The sequence below is a fragment of the Polaribacter atrinae genome, assembly GCF_038023995.1.
Taxonomy (GTDB): domain Bacteria; phylum Bacteroidota; class Bacteroidia; order Flavobacteriales; family Flavobacteriaceae; genus Polaribacter; species Polaribacter atrinae.
In genome coordinates, this window is sequence record NZ_CP150660.1 from 3512136 (window position 1) to 3534704 (window position 22569).

At 34.7% G+C, this 22569-nt stretch carries 7 protein-coding genes, 2 tRNA genes, 4 rRNA genes and 1 CRISPR repeat array; of the genes, 10 read left to right on the forward strand and 3 right to left on the reverse strand.

What is annotated here, in order from left to right:
• The first annotated feature begins 197 nt into the window (after positions 1-197).
• The 3 genes from WG945_RS15365 (at position 198) to cas9 (ending at position 5566) form a co-directional block, all read left to right on the forward strand.
• On the forward strand, positions 198-1304 hold the full coding sequence (locus WG945_RS15365) for an AAA family ATPase (protein ID WP_068451746.1): 1107 nt from the start codon (positions 198-200) through the stop codon (positions 1302-1304).
• Positions 1282-1956: an NUMOD1 domain-containing DNA-binding protein gene (locus tag WG945_RS15370; protein ID WP_231874690.1), complete on the forward strand. Its 675-nt coding sequence runs from the start codon at positions 1282-1284 to the stop codon at positions 1954-1956. Before WG945_RS15365 ends, WG945_RS15370 begins: the two co-directional genes overlap by 23 nt.
• Before the next feature lie 217 nt (positions 1957-2173).
• A complete protein-coding gene (gene cas9 / locus WG945_RS15375) occupies positions 2174-5566 on the forward strand; it encodes a type II CRISPR RNA-guided endonuclease Cas9 (protein ID WP_068451749.1) in 3393 nt (1130 codons plus the stop codon).
• Positions 5567-5578: 12 nt separating this feature from the next.
• Positions 5579-7322: a CRISPR direct-repeat array (repeat unit 36 nt; unit sequence GTTGTGGTTTGATTAAAGATTAGAAAAAACGATATT).
• A 160-nt stretch (positions 7323-7482) separates the two neighbouring features.
• Here cas9 and WG945_RS15380 read toward each other — a convergent pair.
• The 3 genes from WG945_RS15380 to cas1 all read right to left on the reverse strand — a co-directional run bounded on the left by WG945_RS15380 (position 7483) and on the right by cas1 (position 9987).
• On the reverse strand, positions 7483-8679 hold the full coding sequence (locus WG945_RS15380) for an IS256 family transposase (protein WP_038527458.1): 1197 nt from the start codon (positions 8677-8679) through the stop codon (positions 7483-7485).
• Between the two features lie 100 nt (positions 8680-8779).
• Positions 8780-9109, reverse strand: a complete 330-nt coding sequence (cas2, locus tag WG945_RS15385; RefSeq protein WP_068453079.1) for a CRISPR-associated endonuclease Cas2 — start codon at positions 9107-9109, stop codon at positions 8780-8782.
• Entirely contained in the window at positions 9100-9987 is an 888-nt protein-coding gene (gene cas1, locus WG945_RS15390; protein WP_068453082.1) for a type II CRISPR-associated endonuclease Cas1, read from the reverse strand. The genes cas2 and cas1 overlap by 10 nt, the downstream gene beginning before the upstream one ends.
• 432 nt (positions 9988-10419) lie before the next feature.
• On the opposite strand from cas1, the gene WG945_RS15395 reads away from it, so the two are divergent.
• The 7 genes from WG945_RS15395 (at position 10420) to WG945_RS15425 (ending at position 22564) form a co-directional block, all read left to right on the forward strand.
• Positions 10420-13395 carry an AAA domain-containing protein gene (locus WG945_RS15395; RefSeq protein WP_068453084.1) on the forward strand — a complete coding sequence of 992 codons (2976 nt, stop codon included), beginning with the start codon at positions 10420-10422 and terminating at the stop codon, positions 13393-13395.
• A 1333-nt stretch (positions 13396-14728) separates the two neighbouring features.
• A 16S ribosomal RNA gene (locus WG945_RS15400) occupies positions 14729-16246 on the forward strand.
• A gap of 84 nt (positions 16247-16330) precedes the next feature.
• Positions 16331-16404, forward strand: a tRNA-Ile gene (locus WG945_RS15405).
• Positions 16405-16485: 81 nt separating this feature from the next.
• Positions 16486-16562: transfer RNA gene (locus WG945_RS15410), tRNA-Ala, on the forward strand.
• A 227-nt stretch (positions 16563-16789) separates the two neighbouring features.
• Positions 16790-19674, forward strand: a 23S ribosomal RNA gene (locus WG945_RS15415).
• Positions 19675-19781: 107 nt separating this feature from the next.
• A 5S ribosomal RNA gene (gene rrf / locus WG945_RS15420) occupies positions 19782-19891 on the forward strand.
• A gap of 1155 nt (positions 19892-21046) precedes the next feature.
• Positions 21047-22564 (forward strand): 16S ribosomal RNA (locus tag WG945_RS15425).
• The 16S, 23S and 5S rRNA genes sit together here with 2 tRNA genes alongside, the layout of an rRNA operon.
• Positions 22565-22569: the final 5 nt, after the last annotated feature.

Genomic DNA, 22569 nt, shown 5'->3' on the forward strand with positions numbered 1-22569 from the left:
AAATCTGTCTTTTATCATATTATATCAAACCATACGCTAGTCAAATAGAGTATGGTTTTTTTGTATGTTGCATCCTCATCATTTATAAAAAATATAAATAGCACCTTGTTGCAGGGTGTAGGGTTAGTTTGAGTAACAAACTAGTCTGACTGTACTGACTTAAAAATATATATAGTTAGTATTAAAATTTTTGAAATATGAAGAAAGATTTAATGGAGAAAGAGAAAAGAAAAATTAAAATTGAGATGGGGTTTGATCAAATTCAAGATTTAAAAAATGAACCAGAAGTAAAGGTTTTATGGGAAGGTATTTCTGAAGGTACATTTGGTTTATTATGTGGAGTTGCAAAAACAGGTAAAACAACCTTTGCGGAAAATTTAGCAATATCACTTTCTGTTGGTAGAACTGAATATTTTGGAAAAAAAATGAATGGAGTACCTAGGAAAGTTTTGTTTGTAAATATGGAAGAGAGCTGGAAAATTAGAGGAAGAAGAAATACAAAGCAATTAAATGAATTATCAGTTGCAGAATTAGATTTGTATAGAGAAAACTATATGACTGTTCCTAAAGATTTTCCAGAGTTTTTAAATAATGAAAATGATTGGGAATATTTACGTGATTATATAGCAGAAGCAAATCCTGATGTAATATTTATTGATAGTCTAACACATATGTTTTCGGGTGAGATTGAAAAAAGTGCTAATTGTGTAAATTTCGTTCAAAAATTTAAGAAATATGTAACTTGTTTTGGTAAGACAGTAATTGTAATTCATCACAATGTAAAAGGAAATGATAAGCCAATTGACCAAAATAATGTAGCTGGTAGTAGAGTGATTTTACAATCATTCCAATTTGCCTATGGTTTTGCAAATATTCCTATGGGAGGTAAATACATGTGCCCTCTAAATAATAAGGAATTTGGAATTGATACAACTGAAGCGATACTCTATGATATTAAAGAGGATGGATGGATAGTAGCCACTGGAGAAAAATGTAATAAATATAAATTATATAAAGATTCTTATAAAAGTGACGGGAGAACAGATTCTACAAATACTGATCTAATCTATAATTATATAGAAAGTATTTCAAGTCAGGTAAGTCAGACTAGTTTGTATGGTAATAGAACAACTACTAGAATGTTAATGAGTGAATTTGTTGAGAACGATAGTAGGACTATGTCTAAAGATACATTACATAAAGGTTTATTAAAATTAGAAAAAGAGTCTAAAATTAAGAGAGAGAAAAAGGGGGTTTATATTTTAAATAGCAAGGTAGAAGATGAAAGAAATGACACAAAGTAAAAGTAGTAGTTTTATAATATATAAGGCGGAAAATACCCAAAATGGGTTTGTATATGTTGGAGCAACAAAAAAGTCTATTGATGATAGGAAAAAAGACCATTTAAAAAAGTCTAAAAAAGGAAAAAGCTATGCGTTTCAAAATGCAATAGCAACTTACGGAGCAGAAGTCTTTAGATGGGAACAGATTGATACAGCAGTCTCAACAAATGAATTAGCTAAAAAAGAGAAAGAATATATTTTAGAATATAATTCAAAAGAACAAGGGTATAATTCTGATAGTGGTGGTGGAATCCAAAAAACTGTCTATCAATATGATATGTTAACAGGAGTATTAGTTAATAAGTACTCTAATTTAACCCTTGCAGGGGCTCTAGTTGACTTAAATAAACAAGATTTATCTAGTGTTTGCTTGAGTGTAAATAAGGTCTGTAAAGGCTTCTATTGGACTTATGGCTGTTATGATAAATTCCCTTTGGCAAAAGATAAAAGGAGGAAAAAAGTAGCTCAATATACTTTAGAAGGAAAGCTTATAAAAGAGTTTAATTCTGTTGCAGAAGCTTCAAAGTATTCTGGATGCAATAAAACATCAATTGCGAAAGTCTGTAGAGAAGAAAGGAAAACCTGTGGAGGTTGTTTTTGGGAATATTTATAGAGTTAAGTTAAAAAGGAAAGGTAGTGTAAAAGCTACCTTTTTTTAATAAAAAAAGTCCTACCGAAGCAGGACTAAAGATTTTCATCTACGGCATATAGCCTTATTGTAATAAGATTAAAGATTAGAAATTTTAATCTGTATCAAATATAGTTAAAAAAAAGATGCCATTGAAAAATAAAATTATTAAATTTAATGAAAATAAAATTGCTATATAATTATGAATAAAATACTTGGACTAGATCTGGGCACCAATAGTATTGGTTGGGCATTGATTGAAAATAACATCATATTAGGAATGGGGAGTAGAGTCTTTCCTGAAGGTGTTGTTAACTTAGGAGAAGGCGAAGGAAGAGAAACCTCAAAAAATGCTAGCAGAACAGAAGCTAGAGGTGTTAGACGACAAATCTTTAGAAGAAGGCTACGTAAACGTTATTTACTAAAAGAATTGGCAAAACATAACTTATGCCCTATTTCACCTACTTTAATAAAAGATTGGAATGGAACAGATATTTTTAAGAATGAGCTAATTATACAATGGTTTCAATTAAATCCTTATGAATTAAGAGCAAAAGCGATACAAGAAGAAATTACCTTAATAGAACTAGGTAGAATCTTTTATCATATGATTCAAAGACGTGGTTTTTTAAGTAATAGCAGAAGTGCTGGTGCTGACGTTAAAGAAACAAGTACAATTTTTAAAGGTGATGCTAAAATTGGTAAAATAGGAATAAGTGATACTTTAAAAAGTATTGAACAAAATAAAACGCTAGGCTCTTTTTTACACTCCATACAACCAAAAGAAAATGAACCTTTTTCTGGCGAACTAGAACGTATTAGAAATCGATATACTACTAGACAAATGTATATTGATGAATTTGAAACTATTTGGGAGTTTCAAAAACAATATCACAGTGAGTTGAACTCTAATTTAAAGACTATACTTGGTGGTAGAAAAAAAGATAACTACAAAGAAGATGGTGTTTTATTTCATCAAAGACCTTTGCGTTCTCAAAAGCATTTGGTTGGCTTTTGTTCTTTTGAGCCTAAAAAGACTAAATGTAAGTTAAGCGCTATACCATTTGAATTGTTTAGAATTTACCAATGGGTAAATACGCTTTCTTATGATGTTAACGGAGTTAGACAAAAAATTACCCAAGAAGAAAGAAAAAAAATTATTGATTTATTACTATCTAAAGAAAAACCCAGCTTTAAAGAAATTAGAAAAGCTATTGGTAAGTTAGATGGAAGTTATCAATTTAACTATAAAGACGATGATAAAATAGTAGGATCACACACTATTAGTAATTTATCAAATAAAAAATTCTTTGGTAATAAATGGTTTGATTTTTCTGAAAAAGAACAAGAGAACATCTGGCACATCCTTTCTTTCTTTGATGATAGAGAAAAATTAAAAGAGTACGCCATAAAGAATTGGAGTTTTGATGAAGAACGTGCTGTAAAAATATCTAAATTTAATTTAAAAGACGGCTATTCTAACCTTAGTAGAAAAGCTATTTTAAATATTTTACCCTTTTTACAAAAGGGATTTATGTACGATGTTGCCGTTGGTTTAGCAGGTGTTAAAAATACATTGTCTGTAAATTGGGAAGAACATGAACAGTTTGTATTAGATAATGTGCCAGAAATAGTACGGTCTAATTTAAAAGGAGGTTATATAGAACCTCTTAAAAATATGCTTAAGAATGAATTTAATTGTAATGATAAACAATTAGAAAAATTATATCATCATAGTAGTGCGATTGAAACAGAAAATATTCTAGACAGGCTTCCTGTAAATTTACATGCAGATAGAGAAATACAAAAAATTAAAAACCCAGTTGTAATTACTGCTTTATTTGAAATTAGAAAATTGGTTAATGAAGTAATTGATACGTATGGTAAACCCAACGAAATAAAAGTTGAATTAGCTAGAGATTTAAAAGCATCTAAATCTAACCGTTTAGAAGCTAGAAAAAGACAAAAAGATTTAGAAAAACAAAATGATAGAGTAAAACTTGAATTAGAAAATTTAAATCAGCGAAGCAACCACATTAATATTTTAAAATATAAACTATGGGAAGAATGTAACCACACCTGCCCTTTTACTGGTCAAATAATTACCATAAGTCAACTTTTTACAGGAGAGGTACAAATAGAACATATTTTTCCTTGGAGCAGGTCTTTAAACGATAGCTTTAACAACAAAACACTCTGTTTTGCAGATGAAAATAGAGCTAAAGGAAACAAGACACCCTATGAATTATACAGTGAACAAGGAGACCAAAAATGGGAAGCTATAAAATTACAAGCATTAAGTTGTTTTAAAACTAAAGCGAACTATCCTAATTGCTATAATAAATTCAAGCATTTTGTAAAGAAAAAACACGATGAAGACTTTATCAGCCGTCAATTAAATGATACTAGGTATATTAGTAAAGAAGCAAAAAACTATCTTTCTAAAATATGTAGTAACGTATTGGTAGCTCCTGGGCAAATGACAGCAACGTTAAGACATCATTGGGGTTTAAATAGTATACTAAACTTAGAAGACGATACAAAAACTAGAGACGACCACAGACACCATGCAATAGATGCTTTAGTTATGGCATGTTCTACCAGAAGTCATCTACAAGAGTTAAGTAAAAGAAACAGGTATAACAAAAATTATGATTTAAAAGATTTTCCCGATCCTTGGCAAAATTTTAGACAAGATGCAGAAAACGCTGTAGCACAAATTTTAGTATCTCATAAAAAGAGTAAAAGCCTATTAACCGTTAGAACCCATAAAACGATAAAGAAAGGAGTTGAGCATAAAAATATTGGGGTTGCTGCAAGAGGACAATTACATAAAGAATCTGTTTATGGTTTAAGAAAAGCACCTAATTCTAATAAAGCATTTCATATAAGGAAACCTTTAGAAAGTTTAACTACAGAGAAGCAATTAGAAAAGATTGTTGACGATAGTATTCGATTATTAATTTTAAAAAGAATAAATATTATTGGAGGGTTTATAAAAGGGAAAATACCAAAAGAAACTTTTTTTGTAGTTGATGAGAACGGAATAAAGCAACCCCAAATATTTTTACCTAATAGAAATGGTAACCCTGTACCAATAAAAAAAGTAAGAATAAGAGAAAATATAGGAGGGGCAGAAAAACTAAAAGAGAACACAAACCAATATGTAAACCCAAGAAGTAATCATCATGTAATTGTTTATGAGGATTCTAATGGAGGATTGAAAGATGATGTAGTTACTTTTTGGACAGCTGTAGAACGTAAAAGACAAGGACAAGATGTTTTTAAACTTCCAAATGATGGTGAGAAAATTGTTTCTACACTTCAAATTAATGATATGTTTTTATTAGGATTGAATGATGATGACATTATTACCCTAACATCAAAAGAATTAAAAAAACATCTTTTTAAAGTTCAAACATTATCATCTTCTTTTTACGAATTCAGATTAAGTACAGATTCAACTCAAAATAAAAATACAAATTCTACTGTCTTTAGAAGAATTCAAAGTTTTGGAATGGGAAAAACAGGGTGGAAAGCATTTAATCCAATTAAAGTAAAACTTAATAGTATTGGTGAAGTGAAAATAATTTAAATTTTAAAAAGTTCTTTGACATGATTAAAGATTAGAAAAAACGATATTCTTCAATTTCTTTTTTCTTATCTATCATGTGTTGTGGTTTGATTAAAGATTAGAAAAAACGATATTATCTATTTATATTATACAACTTAAACCCATGTTGTGGTTTGATTAAAGATTAGAAAAAACGATATTTTCTTTTGTAGTAGTAGTTTCATCAACTCGTTGTGGTTTGATTAAAGATTAGAAAAAACGATATTTATTTAATTGCAACGCCTGGTAATATGGTAGTTGTGGTTTGATTAAAGATTAGAAAAAACGATATTTCGTTTGCAGACTTAGCGGCTGCTACTAGTGTTGTGGTTTGATTAAAGATTAGAAAAAACGATATTGCATTGATTAAAACGGCAATTCAGAATGCGTTGTGGTTTGATTAAAGATTAGAAAAAACGATATTTCATATTTTATTTTCGACAAATCTACAACCGTTGTGGTTTGATTAAAGATTAGAAAAAACGATATTTAGAAGTGTGTAAATATATTGCTGTATAATGTTGTGGTTTGATTAAAGATTAGAAAAAACGATATTAATCCCATATTTTTTAACAGATGTACAACAGTTGTGGTTTGATTAAAGATTAGAAAAAACGATATTGATGGTGGAATTTCTGTTAATTCTGGTACAGTTGTGGTTTGATTAAAGATTAGAAAAAACGATATTCCATTCTTTAAATACTGATAGTCTTTTATGTTGTGGTTTGATTAAAGATTAGAAAAAACGATATTCTGAAAGTGGTATTAGTCATGAAAGCCTTGTTGTGGTTTGATTAAAGATTAGAAAAAACGATATTTATGAGTGCTAACGTAGTTGGGTATGGTTTGTTGTGGTTTGATTAAAGATTAGAAAAAACGATATTTTATCCGAAGAAAAAGAGCCAGAAGGCAGTGTTGTGGTTTGATTAAAGATTAGAAAAAACGATATTCTGCTTATAATCATATCGGGCACAATCACGTTGTGGTTTGATTAAAGATTAGAAAAAACGATATTACTATCAAGTACCATATAGAAGTAGACAACGTTGTGGTTTGATTAAAGATTAGAAAAAACGATATTCATTAAACTCTAAAGAATATACTATTCTGTGTTGTGGTTTGATTAAAGATTAGAAAAAACGATATTTCCAATTTTACCGCTTAACAATGCATCTGGTTGTGGTTTGATTAAAGATTAGAAAAAACGATATTTAGCTGTTTTAGGTATCTATGAAAATGTAGTTGTGGTTTGATTAAAGATTAGAAAAAACGATATTGGCTTGACACTCCGTACACCGTCTCGATATGTTGTGGTTTGATTAAAGATTAGAAAAAACGATATTCCACCAACAATTACAGATACACAGGTGCATGTTGTGGTTTGATTAAAGATTAGAAAAAACGATATTCACATTCAAACAGAAATACAATCATGAGTAGTTGTGGTTTGATTAAAGATTAGAAAAAACGATATTGTATTCTGCTATTCCTGTAATTCAATATCTGTTGTGGTTTGATTAAAGATTAGAAAAAACGATATTACTACTATTTTATTGAATATCATAATACACGTTGTGGTTTGATTAAAGATTAGAAAAAACGATATTAATAAATCAATCCTATGAAAATTGGGAAAGTTGTGGTTTGATTAAAGATTAGAAAAAACGATATTGTAAGAGTTAAAATATCTTTCTCCTACTTTGTTGTGGTTTGATTAAAGATTAGAAAAAACGATATTAGTTGTGTTGTTAACTTCTGATTATCATAAGTTTAAGTAAAAATATCGGATACAAAAAATGCTTCTTACAAAGACATAATTGCTTTGTTTGAAGCATTTTTTGCTTTCTATGACACTATCCTAAAAAGTGTGTAAGTTCAAAATTTCAGGGTTAGGTTATTTATAACTTAATCCTGTTTTCAAATATAGCTAAAAATTGATTTAGTATCACTCCCCAATTTCTGATTGGCATGGTCCATTTTTTAGTGCTTTCTCTCAAAGCTAAAAACACGGATTTCATAACTGCTTCATCGGTTGGAAACGAGAGTTTGTTTTTTGTGTATTTCCGTATCTTTCCATTTAGGTTTTCTATAAGATTTGTGGTGTAGATTATGGTTCTTATTTCAATAGGAAAATCAAAGAATACTGTAAGCTCATCCCAATTATTTTCCCAACTTTTAATGGCGTAAGAATATTTAGAATCCCATTTAGTTTTGAAGTCATTTAAAGCAGCTTTGGCAGCTTCTTTTGTAGGAGCAGTATAGATTTGCTTCATGTCACGAGTAAATTCCTTTTTGTCCTTCCAGACCACGTAACGACACGAATTTCTTATTTGATGCACAACACAAATTTGAGTCGTTGATTTCGGAAAAATAGTTTTAATAGTATCCGTAAATCCATTTAAATTATCGGTAGCTGTGATAAGTATATCTTGAGTTCCTCGAGCTTTAATATCGGTTAAAACACTCATCCAAAAGGCTGAAGATTCATTTTTACCTAACCATAATCCTAGGACTTCCTTTTTGCCATCTGTTCTCAGGCCTACTGCAATATAAATAGTCTTGTTTATGACTTTAGAGTTTTCCCTAACTTTAAATACGATGCCATCCATCCAAACAATTAGGTAAGTGGCCTCCAAAGGCCTGTTCCGCCAAGCAATAACATCTTCTGTAATCTTATCTGTAATCCTTGAAATAGTGGATGTAGAAATATTAAAATCGTACAGCTCACGTATTTGTTCTTCAATATCACTGTTACTCATGCCTTTGGCATAAAGCGATATAATAATATTTTCGATGCCTTCTGTTGTACTTTCTCTTTTCTTTACAATTAAAGGATTAAAAGAACTATCACGGTCTCGAGGAACTTGAATCTCTGTTTCTCCTAAAACGGATTTTAATTTCTTTTTAGTGTAACCATTTCGAAGGTTGGCTGCTTTACTTTTTTTGTGCTTATCGTAGTCTAAATGGGCATCTAGTTCCCCTTCTAGTAACTTCTCAATACCACGTTTGTGCAACTGTTCTAAAAAGGATGTTAGCTCTGGTGCATTCTTGAATTGTTTTAAAAAGTCTTCGTTTAATAAATCTTCTGGTTTCATAAGTGTGTAAAAGTTAAAATTAATGAATAAAAAAATCTCAGATTAATATTTAACCTGAGATTTTAAAACTTACACAGTTTATGAGATACTGCCCTTTCTATTAAAACAACTCTAATTGCATAGGAGAGGGGTCTTTAGGTACAATTACCTTACCCCAAAAATTCATAATATTTCCATATTGTTTGTCGGTAATTCTTAGAATACTTACTTTACCAAATGGAGGTAAAAGTGCTTTTATTCTTTTTTCATGAGCATCTGCACTTTCACTACTAGCACAATGCCGCATATAAACAGAATATTGCATCATAGTAAAACCATCTTTTAAAAGGTTTTTACGAAATTGTTGAGCGTTTCTTCTATCTTTTTTTGTTTCTGTTGGTAAATCAAAAAATACAAATAACCACATAACCCTATATTTATTTAGTTCCATAAATTTGGATATACAATTTTTCTTGTTTTACCACTAAAGCATTGCTGCAAAGAACTTGTTGTACTAGATAAAGCTACCATTAATGGGCTTTCTTTATCTTTAAAATATACCGTTTGTGTAAGAATACTTAGCAAATCTAGTTTTATTGGAGTGATGAGGTCTTGTTCATCATAATTTTTCATAATTTCCATAACTTTTGCATCTACTAATGGTCTGTAAGGCTCCATTATATCATCTGCTAAACAAAATGCATTGTATTTATTATGATGATGAATTCCTAAAGTACTTAACAAGCCACTGCCAGAAAGTGCTCTTGCAACAGCTGCCCTTAAAACAATATACCCATAATTTAAAAACAAATTTGGATACACTCCTACGCGTTCTCTTTTAAAATTGAAGTCAAAAATATTTTTCCAATAGTAAGAAGCTGAAACAGCTTCCCTGTTATCAGAATCTCCACTTAAAACTTTTGATGCATAATAATCTAAAGGACTATTGTTTTTTCCAAGTTTCTTTAAAATTTGAGCTTGATTACTAATCTTCAATTTAACAATTTGTTGCCACAACTGTTTCTTTAAAGGTTCAGTCGCATTAATTTGATTTACAAAATGTCTTTGCTGTATATGATGATTATCTAAATTTAATAACATACTTTGAGGCATATGTTTATTATCGCAAAAGATTACACTAACATTATGACTTGTCAGTTTAGATAGTGCTGGAACAGAAATATATGTTTCTTGATTTTCTATAACTATAAAACCAATGTCTTCTATAGGTACTGTTTTTACAATTTGTGTGTCATTTTTTATTACTAGCTGTTCATATTTAGTTGTTAATGAGCATTTATTACTAAAGAAAAGGGTTCTTTTAATCATGTTTTTCTTTTAAAAGTAAGAAATTCCTCTATGAATCATCTATTTAAATTATAAAAGCTATTTTTTAGTATCCTACATTAGGGATAGTAAAGTTTACAATATTAAAATATAAGGCACAGTTTTAGGCACACTAAAAATAATAGAGTAGAGGTAAGTACCATAAACAATAATAAACCTAGAGAAGGTTCGAATCCTTCAGGGCTCACTTAAACCTTACTAGAAATAGTAAGGTTTTTTGTTTTATATAGTTTTTGTAATACTTCTCTTATAATTACTTTTTAAGTAAAAAGTTAACTCTCAGTAATTAACAATTTTTCTATAATTTTTCATTTAATTACAAAGTTCAATTCAGTAAGAATAAGCAACTAATAGTATATATTCGCACTCCATTTTTTTTAAAGATTTACTAACCTAGAAATTCTAAATATATACATGAGTAACGTAAAAAACTGGTTAAATTATTACAAGAACAGTTTAACAGACAGTGAAAACTTAGCTGTAGACATTTCTAGAATTAAAAACTTATTTCATCAAAATTATTGCGATTTAAGCAAAGCAACCATTAGTGCTAAAAATGCTGCTGAAATGCTTGATGTAGAAGAGAAAAGAATTAATAGGTTAAAAGGAGTTGCTAAGAAAGATAGCGATAATTGGCATAAAGTGTTTGATGCAGAAATTATTATAGCCCCTTTTCAGTTAGATTTTCAATCTGATGATCCTAATTTTAAACAAAAAACAATTCATCCATTTTGGATTACGGCAAGAGTAAATCGCTTAGGTCAATTATCAGCTCCAAGAGAAATTTTCCCATTAATAGTTCGTAATTATTTAGATCCAATTGCAGAGGTTGGTAATGATTTTATTTTTTCATCCATAGAAACAATTTCAGAAGCTAGAGAAATAGAAGAACCAGAAGTAGAGGAAGAAGAAGAATTAGATTGGGCTTCTTATTGGAATTATGTTAGTTTAGTTTTTTTAGAAATTACAGGAATAAGCATAGATGATTATAGAGCTGAAGGATATAAGACGAATAACAAAGTAACTTATTTTGCTAGAAGTTCTAAAATATCAGCAGCAAAAAGCATTCTATTTCTGTATGAGAATTTAATAAATGAAACAGAAGAGCTTCCGTTAATTTCAAAAATAATAAATCCAAGAAATAGAGAGCGAAGAGATCCAATTACCGACAGAGGTTTTTTAGATTACAATCATTTGCATTTAGGGCAAATGTCTAATGAATTTCCACTTTCTATTAGTCAACGTAAAACTTTACTATCGTATTTTACGGCAGAAGAAAATGCAATTACTGCAGTAAACGGACCTCCAGGAACCGGTAAAACAACCTTGTTGCAAAGTTTGGTAGCAACAGAAGTGGTTAGAGCAGCAATTAATGGAGAAGAAGCTCCTGTTATTTTGGCGTGTTCAACAAATAACCAAGCGGTAACCAATATTATAGATAGTTTTATAAACTCTAAAAGTACAATGGGTAATTTAGCAGAACGCTGGATTCCTGGTTTTAATGGCTATGCTACATATTTACCATCAAGTTCTAAAAGTGAAAAATCTCTAAAAGGGATCAATTACCTTAAAGGGAACATGTTTGGTAATGAAGGTACTTTGTGTGATTTAGAAAACGAAGACTATTTATACGATGCTAAGAATTTTTTTTATAGCAGATATTTAGATTACTTTGGTTTCGGAGCAAACTCATTAGAAGATATCTGTAATCATCTTCAAGAAGAAATTTCAGTGATAGAGGATAATTTAATGGAGGGAGTTCAAATCTCTCAAAATTATTTGTCGTCTATAGAAAAGGTGAATAACTTACTACTCGATAAGAATAATCACATAAAAAAAAATGTAATTAAAATATCAAAATTACAAGAGTGGAGAGATATTATTGTCAAGATAAAAACACTTTCTAAAGAAGGAAATTTTATCAATGAAATAAAACGGTATTTTCAAGTAGATTCAGAAGAAGGTACCAATAACTCAGAACATCTTTTTATTGTAAATAAAGAAACTCTTACAGATGATAAAACAGCACTTACTTTTATAAAAAAATGTATTGCAGATCTTAATTTAGCTTTGTCGTCAAACTTAAAACTAAAAAACTGGAAACATCAAAATGATATAACAGGCTATCCTTTTATTTCAGAAGAACAAATGTGGGAGTTCGAGTATGAAAAAATGGAGTCTAAAGACAAAACACATCGATTTTTTTATGATGAAATAGATTTAAGTTTACGTCATAAAGCCTTTTTACTAGCAACTCATTACTGGGAGGCAAGGTGGATTTTAGAAACAGAAGATGTTTTAGAAAATGAAACAGAAAAAGGAACCGGAGAAAAAACAGTCATTGCAAAATGGAAACGAAGAGCAATGTTAACACCTTGTTTTGTTGCAACGTTATATACAGCACCAACACACTTTTTATTTAGCCAATTTCAAGGAGAAAATGAAAACGGAAAACCAATTTTCGAATACCTCCCGCTATTTAATTTTCTAGATTTATTAATTATTGATGAAGCTGGTCAGGTAACACCAGAAGTTAGTATTCCAATATTTTCATTGGCTCAAAAAGCAATTGTTGTGGGAGATTTAAAACAGATAGAGCCAATTTGGTCTATTCCTCCAAAAATCGATTATGGAAATTTAACCGATCAAAATATTGTTACAGATCTCGCTCAAAAAGAATATTTAAATCAAATAGGTTTCTTAGCGTCTAGTGGAAGTATCATGAAAATGTCTCAAAACGCTTGTGAATATGAAACCCCATTAATTACTACAAAAGAAAATGGCTTATTATTGTTAGAGCATAGAAGATGTAATGATGAAATAATTGGGTTTTGCAATGAGTTAGCCTATGATGGTATTTTAAAACCCATGAAAGGGAAAGCGCATAAAGACCAAATATTTGCGTCCATGATGGCATATCACGTAGAAGGGTATAGCGAACGTAAATTTAACAGTCGTCATAATATGAATGAGGTAAAAGCCATCATTTTATGGATAAATAGGCATAAAGAAGACATACAAAAGGCATATAAGGTAGATAATATCGAAAGTGTTTTAGGTATAATTACACCATTTGCAAGTCAGAAAACAGAACTTTCTAAAGCATTAATAGAATCTGGATTTAAAGTTAATGACATAAAACTAGGAACCGTACATGCTTTGCAAGGAGCAGAGCGCAATATTGTTTTGTTTAGTTCAGTATATAGTAATGAAGATGAAGGTGTACTTTTTTTTGATAGAGATAATAAGCCAAACATGTTAAATGTTGCTGTTTCTAGAGCAAGAGATAGTTTTATTCTCTTTGGAGATACCAGAATTTTTGATGAAACAAAGAGCACGCCATCCGGAATTTTAAAAAAACACTTAAATATGTTCGAAATGCCTACGTAAGTACTAAATTTAATTATGTCACCAAGGTAATACTTTAAAATTATATAGACCTTACTAGAAATAGTAAGTTTTTTTTAGTTTTAAAGAAGTTTGTAATAATCTAAAATAGTAGCATTATTTATATCCGAGCTCATTTATTCATTAACAATAAAGAGGTCAAGGAGTAGTTTTTTAGAAGTTACTGGTAGAATTTTTTCTTTTGGGTGTTCCCTTTTTTAGTTCAATTCTAAAATAGTCCACATTATATATAAAGACATTCATTTAATTTCAAAGCAGTTTTTAGATAAAAAAGGTCGGGCTTTGCACTATATCTTTTTGCGAAAAGCAAAAAGGATGCCGTTACAATCCCTAACACAAAGCCTGTAATTGTAATTAGCAAGAAGAAACCAAGCCTAGAAAGAGCCATTTTAACAAATAGACACCCATTTGTTCTTCATGTAAAAAAACGTCATTGCGAGACACGAAGCAATCCCTTTATTTCAATAAATTAAGCTTCAGAGTAAATCGAAGCTTTCTATACTTGTCTTCTATTTATTAGATTTTTTTAGGTTTTAATCTATTTACAAAGTTTCTACTTTACTATAGAAAAGATCTTTTTCGTAATTTCCTTTCTGTTAAAATTAAAAAATAATCATTTAGATACTTTATTTAAAAGCTAAAAAAACAAATCCAAGTAGCCTAGTAAACTTATTTAGACAAAAAAATCAGCGCAAACTCTTCAATGTTTTTGAAGCTATTATGTTGTATAAAGTAGTTGCCATGCCTAAACCCCACATAAAACCCAATACGCTTAAAAAATATTCAAAAAAATAGAGCTTATAAATCACTAAAAACAAGTATGTTAAAGTGAAGTGTAAAATTAAATTAAAATAAGTGTAAAAAAATAGTTGTTAGATTAAAAATGAGTTGTAAGTTTGCACCCGCTAACGGATATAGTAGTTTGTTAGTTTCGTTCATTAAAATTTGCTTTAAGTCTTTAGAGAACTTTATTAAGAAGGTGTTAAAGATTTAATCTTAGGTTTAAAAACAAATAGAAAAAAGTTTATTTTTTTATTGTCAGATTAGAAATAGTTTGTATGTTTGCAGCCGCTAAGAAATGCAGCGAAAAACAATCATAGAAAATTTGGAATGACTATTAAATAAGTCAGTTAGTTCGATTCTAACGTTTCTACAAATTGAATTTTAAATACCTGTTTAAATACAGGGAGTGCAAGATTTAAGAAGTTCATTGAAAATATTGAAATTGACAGCGTAATTAAAGAGTAGAATAACCATGTTTAGATTTATTTAAACAAATTCTTTTGAAACTTATTCATTATAATATTTACAATATACAATGAAGAGTTTGATCCTGGCTCAGGATGAACGCTAGCGGCAGGCTTAACACATGCAAGTCGAGGGGTAACATTGTGCTTGCACAGATGACGACCGGCGCACGGGTGCGTAACGCGTATAGAACCTACCTTTTACTGAGGGATAGCCTTTAGAAATGAAGATTAATACCTCATAGTATTGAGACTTGGCATCGAGTTTTAATTAAAGATTTATTGGTAAAAGATGGCTATGCGTCCTATTAGTTAGATGGTAAGGTAACGGCTTACCATGACTTTGATAGGTAGGGGTCCTGAGAGGGAGATCCCCCACACTGGTACTGAGACACGGACCAGACTCCTACGGGAGGCAGCAGTGAGGAATATTGGGCAATGGAGGCAACTCTGACCCAGCCATGCCGCGTGCAGGAAGACTGCCCTATGGGTTGTAAACTGCTTTTATACAGGAAGAAACACTGGTATGTATACCAGCTTGACGGTACTGTAAGAATAAGGACCGGCTAACTCCGTGCCAGCAGCCGCGGTAATACGGAGGGTCCGAGCGTTATCCGGAATCATTGGGTTTAAAGGGTCCGCAGGCGGTCAATTAAGTCAGAGGTGAAATCCCATAGCTCAACTATGGAACTGCCTTTGATACTGGTTGACTTGAGTCATATGGAAGTAGATAGAATGTGTAGTGTAGCGGTGAAATGCATAGATATTACACAGAATACCGATTGCGAAGGCAGTCTACTACGTATGTACTGACGCTGAGGGACGAAAGCGTGGGGAGCGAACAGGATTAGATACCCTGGTAGTCCACGCCGTAAACGATGGATACTAGTTGTTGGGCATTAGCTCAGTGACTAAGCGAAAGTGATAAGTATCCCACCTGGGGAGTACGGTCGCAAGACTGAAACTCAAAGGAATTGACGGGGGCCCGCACAAGCGGTGGAGCATGTGGTTTAATTCGATGATACGCGAGGAACCTTACCAGGGCTTAAATGTAGTATGACAGGACTAGAGATAGTTTTTTCTTCGGACATATTACAAGGTGCTGCATGGTTGTCGTCAGCTCGTGCCGTGAGGTGTCAGGTTAAGTCCTATAACGAGCGCAACCCCTGTCGTTAGTTGCCAGCATGTTATGATGGGGACTCTAACGAGACTGCCTACGCAAGTAGTGAGGAAGGTGGGGATGACGTCAAATCATCACGGCCCTTACGTCCTGGGCCACACACGTGCTACAATGGTATGGACAATGAGCAGCCATCTGGCAACAGAGAGCGAATCTATAAACCATATCACAGTTCGGATCGGAGTCTGCAACTCGACTCCGTGAAGCTGGAATCGCTAGTAATCGGATATCAGCCATGATCCGGTGAATACGTTCCCGGGCCTTGTACACACCGCCCGTCAAGCCATGGAAGCTGGGAGTGCCTGAAGTCGGTCACCGCAAGGAGCCGCCTAGGGTAAAACTGGTAACTAGGGCTAAGTCGTAACAAGGTAGCCGTACCGGAAGGTGCGGCTGGAACACCTCCTTTCTAGAGAAAGATGGTGAGTTACAAAAAAAGGTCATTTTTACTCTTTGCTGTTAATTTTATAATATAAGTATTTTAAGCTATTATAGTCTCGTAGCTCAGCTGGTTAGAGCGCTACACTGATAATGTAGAGGTCGGCAGTTCGAGTCTGCCCGGGACTACAAAAAGCAAAATACTAAGGAAATTCTGGAAGTAAGAGGATTCTACATTCATAATTTAGGATTTATTCTGAATTTCATAATGGGGGATTAGCTCAGCTGGCTAGAGCGCTTGCCTTGCACGCAAGAGGTCATCGGTTCGACTCCGATATTCTCCACCAGGCAATGCCTGGAGATGATGTATATTATCTCTAGATTATTGCAGGAGAGCACTAATGATGATTTAAATTGTCAGTGGTGACTCACCACAAGTTCATTGACATATTGGTAAAATGATATCGTAAGAATCAAATAGATAGAGAACGATTAGATTTATCTAATCAAAAATTTTTTTATAAAAATATAAAAGAGTTCATTATAGTGTGGCAACACACTGTAGCAAAAAGTACAATAAGTTAAGTAAGGGCGTATGGCGGATGCCTAGGCTCTCAGAGACGACGAAGGACGTGATAAGCTGCGAAAAGCTACGGGGAGGGGCACATACCTTTTGATCCGTAGATCTCCGAATGGGGCAACCCGTCATGTTGAAGACATGTCACCTAGCAATAGGGGTAAACCCGGTGAACTGAAACATCTAAGTAACCGGAGGAAGAGAAAACAATAGTGATTCCGTTAGTAGTGGCGAGCGAACGCGGATTAGCCCAAACCTATTTTGTTACGGCAAAATAGGGGTTGTAGGGCCACGATATTCGAAGATAAGTGAATTAGAACAGTTTGGAAAGACTGACCATAGAGGGTGATAGTCCCGTAAAAGTAAGCGAATTATAGATAGTGGTACCCTGAGTAGTGCGGGACACGAGTAATCCTGTATGAATCCACCGGGACCATCCGGTAAGGCTAAATACTCCTGAGAGACCGATAGTGAACTAGTACCGTGAGGGAAAGGTGAAAAGAACCCTAAGTAAGGGAGTGAAATAGAACCTGAAACCGTACGCCTACAAGCGGTCGGAGCAGCATTTATGTTGTGACGGCGTGCCTTTTGCATAATGAGCCTACGAGTTACTGTTTCTAGCAAGGTTAATTGATTAAGTCAAGGAGCCGTAGCGAAAGCGAGTCTGAATAGGGCGCTTTAGTTAGTAGTAGTAGACGCGAAACCGAGTGATCTACCCATGGGCAGGTTGAAGCTGTGGTAACACACAGTGGAGGACCGAACCAGTTGACGTTGAAAAGTCTTTGGATGACCTGTGGGTAGGGGTGAAAGGCCAATCAAACTCGGAAATAGCTCGTACTCCCCGAAATGCATTTAGGTGCAGCGTTGAGTAAAAGTTTTATAGAGGTAGAGCTACTGATTGGATGCGGGGGCTTCACCGCCTACCAATTCCTGACAAACTCCGAATGCTATAAAATGTTTCTCAGCAGTGAGGGCATGGGTGCTAAGGTCCATGTCCGAGAGGGAAAGAACCCAGACCATCAGCTAAGGTCCCCAAATATATGTTAAGTTGAAAAAACGAGGTGAAATTGCTTAGACAGCTAGGATGTTGGCTTGGAAGCAGCCATTCATTTAAAGAGTGCGTAACAGCTCACTAGTCGAGCGATTTTGCATGGATAATAATCGGGCATAAACATATTACCGAAGCTATGGATTAACTTTGAAATATAAGTTAGTGGTAGGGGAGCATTGTAATCAGCGTAGAAGGTGTACTGTGAGGTATGCTGGAGTGTTTACAAAAGAAAATGTAGGCATAAGTAACGATAATGGGGGCGAGAAACCCCCACACCGAAAGACTAAGGTTTCCTCAGCGATGCTAATCAGCTGAGGGTTAGTCGGGTCCTAAGGCGAATCCGAAGGGAGTAGTCGATGGATAACAGGTTAATATTCCTGTACTTCTTATAATTGCGATGGGGTGACGGAGTAATGAAAGCAGCGCGAACTGACGGAATAGTTCGTTGAAACATGTAGCTATTAGAACTGTAGGTAAATCCGCAGATTTAGGTGAAATGTGATAGTACCAAGCGTCTTCGGACAATTGGATAGTGTGCCTAAGGGCTTCCAAGAAAAACCTCTAAGCTTCAGATTATAAGAACCCGTACCGTAAACCGACACAGGTAGTTGGGATGAGAATTCTAAGGTGCTCGAGAGATTCATGGCTAAGGAACTAGGCAAAATAGACCCGTAACTTCGGGAGAAGGGTCGCCCATCTTCGGATGGGCCGCAGTGAAAAGGTCCAGGCGACTGTTTATCAAAAACACAGGGCTTTGCTAAATTGAAAGATGATGTATAAGGCCTGACACCTGCCCGGTGCTGGAAGGTTAAGTGGAGGGTTTAGCTTCGGCGAAGATCTGAAATGAAGCCCCAGTAAACGGCGGCCGTAACTATAACGGTCCTAAGGTAGCGAAATTCCTTGTCGGGTAAGTTCCGACCTGCACGAATGGTGCAACGATCTGGACACTGTCTCAGCCATGAGCTCGGTGAAATTGTAGTATCGGTGAAGATGCCGATTACCCGCAGCGGGACGAAAAGACCCCGTGAACCTTTACTATAGCTTAGTATTGGCTTTGGATAAGTAATGTGTAGGATAGGTGGGAGACATCGAAGCAGCGTCGCTAGGCGTTGTGGAGTCGTCCTTGAAATACCACCCTTTGCTTATCTAGAGTCTAACTCAGAGATGAGGACAGTGCTTGGTGGGTAGTTTGACTGGGGTGGTCGCCTCCAAAAGAGTAACGGAGGCTTCTAAAGGTACCCTCAGTACGCTTGGTAACCGTACGTAGAGTGCAATGGCATAAGGGTGCTTGACTGAGAGACATACAGGTCGATCAGGTTGGAAACAAGAGCATAGTGATCCGGTGGTTCCGCATGGAAGGGCCATCGCTCAAAGGATAAAAGGTACTCCGGGGATAACAGGCTGATCTCCCCCAAGAGCTCATATCGACGGGGGGGTTTGGCACCTCGATGTCGGCTCGTCACATCCTGGGGCTGGAGAAGGTCCCAAGGGTTGGGCTGTTCGCCCATTAAAGTGGCACGCGAGCTGGGTTCAGAACGTCGTGAGACAGTTCGGTCTCTATCTGCTGTGGGCGTTAGAAATTTGCGTGGATCTGACTCTAGTACGAGAGGACCGAGTTGGACTGACCTCTAGTGTACCTGTTGTTTCGCCAGAAGCATAGCAGGGTAGCTACGTCGGGAAGGGATAAGCGCTGAAAGCATATAAGCGCGAAACCCACCACAAGATGAGATTTCTTTAAAGGGTCGTTGGAGATTACAACGTTGATAGGTCATAGGTGTAAAGGCAGTAATGTCATAGCCAAGTGATACTAATAACCCATAGACTTATGTACGCTTCCCGCCGAAAGGCGGGAGCATAGACTCTTTATTTATTAGACGATTTAGATATTATTTTACCATATGTTAACTTATACAGTTAAATAAATTTAGCTGAAAATTTTAGGGTGGTTATAGCATTGGGGCTCACCTCTTCCCATCTCGAACAGAGAAGTTAAGCCCAATCGCGCCGATGGTACTGCATTTATGTGGGAGAGTAGGTCGCCGCCTTTCTTTAATCTTGAGAAATCAAGATCCTAAACCTCAATTCTTATGAATTGAGGTTTTTTTTTGCTCTAAATTTAAATGGTTTATTTGTATTAGACATACTGCAAAAAGGTATCATTAATTTCTGCTGTTTTTACCTTATAATCCTACCAGACTAGGGGATTAGTAGTTCTATCGGTAATATATTATTTTAAGTGTTCTAAATGTTAAATTTTCTATGGTTTATTACATAGGTTAGTTTCATGAAAATAAAGGTTTAGAGAGCAATAAGACTAAGAAGTAATATTTTCCTTTGGGTGTTCCTTTTTCTAGGTAAATTCTTAAAAAATTAGTGTCATATATAAAAACACACCTTCAATTTCCATAAACTTTCAGATAAAAAAGGTCGGGCTTTTCACTGTATCTTTTACTTCATACTTCACAAAATGATGCCGTTTCTATCCCTAACACGAATAATTACCCAAATAAAATTCCCGATAAAGTAATTTTCAGACATGAATAAGTACTAATTTCTAAAATTTATAGCAAAAACCAACCAACAAAACTTACTGTATTGAATACTTTCTATAGCAAAATACCAAGAAATACTCCAGTCCATCAACAAACGGATAAACCCTCTAAAAAAAAATCAAAAAAATAGAGTTTATAAATCATTCAAAACAAGCTTATTAAAAGCAAGTGTAAAATTAAATTAAAATAAGTGTAAAAAAATAGTTGTTAGATTAAAAAGGTGTTGTAAGTTTGCACCCGCTAACGGATGTAGTAGTTTGTTAGTTTCGTTCATTAAAATTTGCTTTAAGTCTTTAGAGAACTTTATTAAGAAGGTGTTAAAGATTTAATCTTAGGTTTAAAAACAAGTAAAAAAAAAGTTTATTTTTTTATTGTCAGATTAGAAATAGTTTGTATGTTTGCAGCCGCTAAGAAATACAGCGAAAAAAGATTAGAGAAAATTTGGAATGACTATTAAATAAGTCAGTTAGTTCGATTCTAACGTTTCTACAAATTGAATTTTAAATACCTGTTTAAATACAGGGAGTGCAAGATTTAAGAAGTTCATTGAAAATATTGAAATTGACAGCGTAATTAAAGAGTAGAATAACCATGTTTAGATTTATTTAAACAAATTCTTTTGAAACTTATTCATTATAATATTTACAATATACAATGAAGAGTTTGATCCTGGCTCAGGATGAACGCTAGCGGCAGGCTTAACACATGCAAGTCGAGGGGTAACATTGTGCTTGCACAGATGACGACCGGCGCACGGGTGCGTAACGCGTATAGAACCTACCTTTTACTGAGGGATAGCCTTTAGAAATGAAGATTAATACCTCATAGTATTGAGACTTGGCATCGAGTTTTAATTAAAGATTTATTGGTAAAAGATGGCTATGCGTCCTATTAGTTAGATGGTAAGGTAACGGCTTACCATGACTTTGATAGGTAGGGGTCCTGAGAGGGAGATCCCCCACACTGGTACTGAGACACGGACCAGACTCCTACGGGAGGCAGCAGTGAGGAATATTGGGCAATGGAGGCAACTCTGACCCAGCCATGCCGCGTGCAGGAAGACTGCCCTATGGGTTGTAAACTGCTTTTATACAGGAAGAAACACTGGTATGTATACCAGCTTGACGGTACTGTAAGAATAAGGACCGGCTAACTCCGTGCCAGCAGCCGCGGTAATACGGAGGGTCCGAGCGTTATCCGGAATCATTGGGTTTAAAGGGTCCGCAGGCGGTCAATTAAGTCAGAGGTGAAATCCCATAGCTCAACTATGGAACTGCCTTTGATACTGGTTGACTTGAGTCATATGGAAGTAGATAGAATGTGTAGTGTAGCGGTGAAATGCATAGATATTACACAGAATACCGATTGCGAAGGCAGTCTACTACGTATGTACTGACGCTGAGGGACGAAAGCGTGGGGAGCGAACAGGATTAGATACCCTGGTAGTCCACGCCGTAAACGATGGATACTAGTTGTTGGGCATTAGCTCAGTGACTAAGCGAAAGTGATAAGTATCCCACCTGGGGAGTACGGTCGCAAGACTGAAACTCAAAGGAATTGACGGGGGCCCGCACAAGCGGTGGAGCATGTGGTTTAATTCGATGATACGCGAGGAACCTTACCAGGGCTTAAATGTAGTATGACAGGACTAGAGATAGTTTTTTCTTCGGACATATTACAAGGTGCTGCATGGTTGTCGTCAGCTCGTGCCGTGAGGTGTCAGGTTAAGTCCTATAACGAGCGCAACCCCTGTCGTTAGTTGCCAGCATGTTATGATGGGGACTCTAACGAGACTGCCTACGCAAGTAGTGAGGAAGGTGGGGATGACGTCAAATCATCACGGCCCTTACGTCCTGGGCCACACACGTGCTACAATGGTATGGACAATGAGCAGCCATCTGGCAACAGAGAGCGAATCTATAAACCATATCACAGTTCGGATCGGAGTCTGCAACTCGACTCCGTGAAGCTGGAATCGCTAGTAATCGGATATCAGCCATGATCCGGTGAATACGTTCCCGGGCCTTGTACACACCGCCCGTCAAGCCATGGAAGCTGGGAGTGCCTGAAGTCGGTCACCGCAAGGAGCCGCCTAGGGTAAAACTGGTAACTAGGGCTAAGTCGTAACAAGGTAGCCGTACCGGAAGGTGCGGCTGGAACACCTCCTTTCTAGA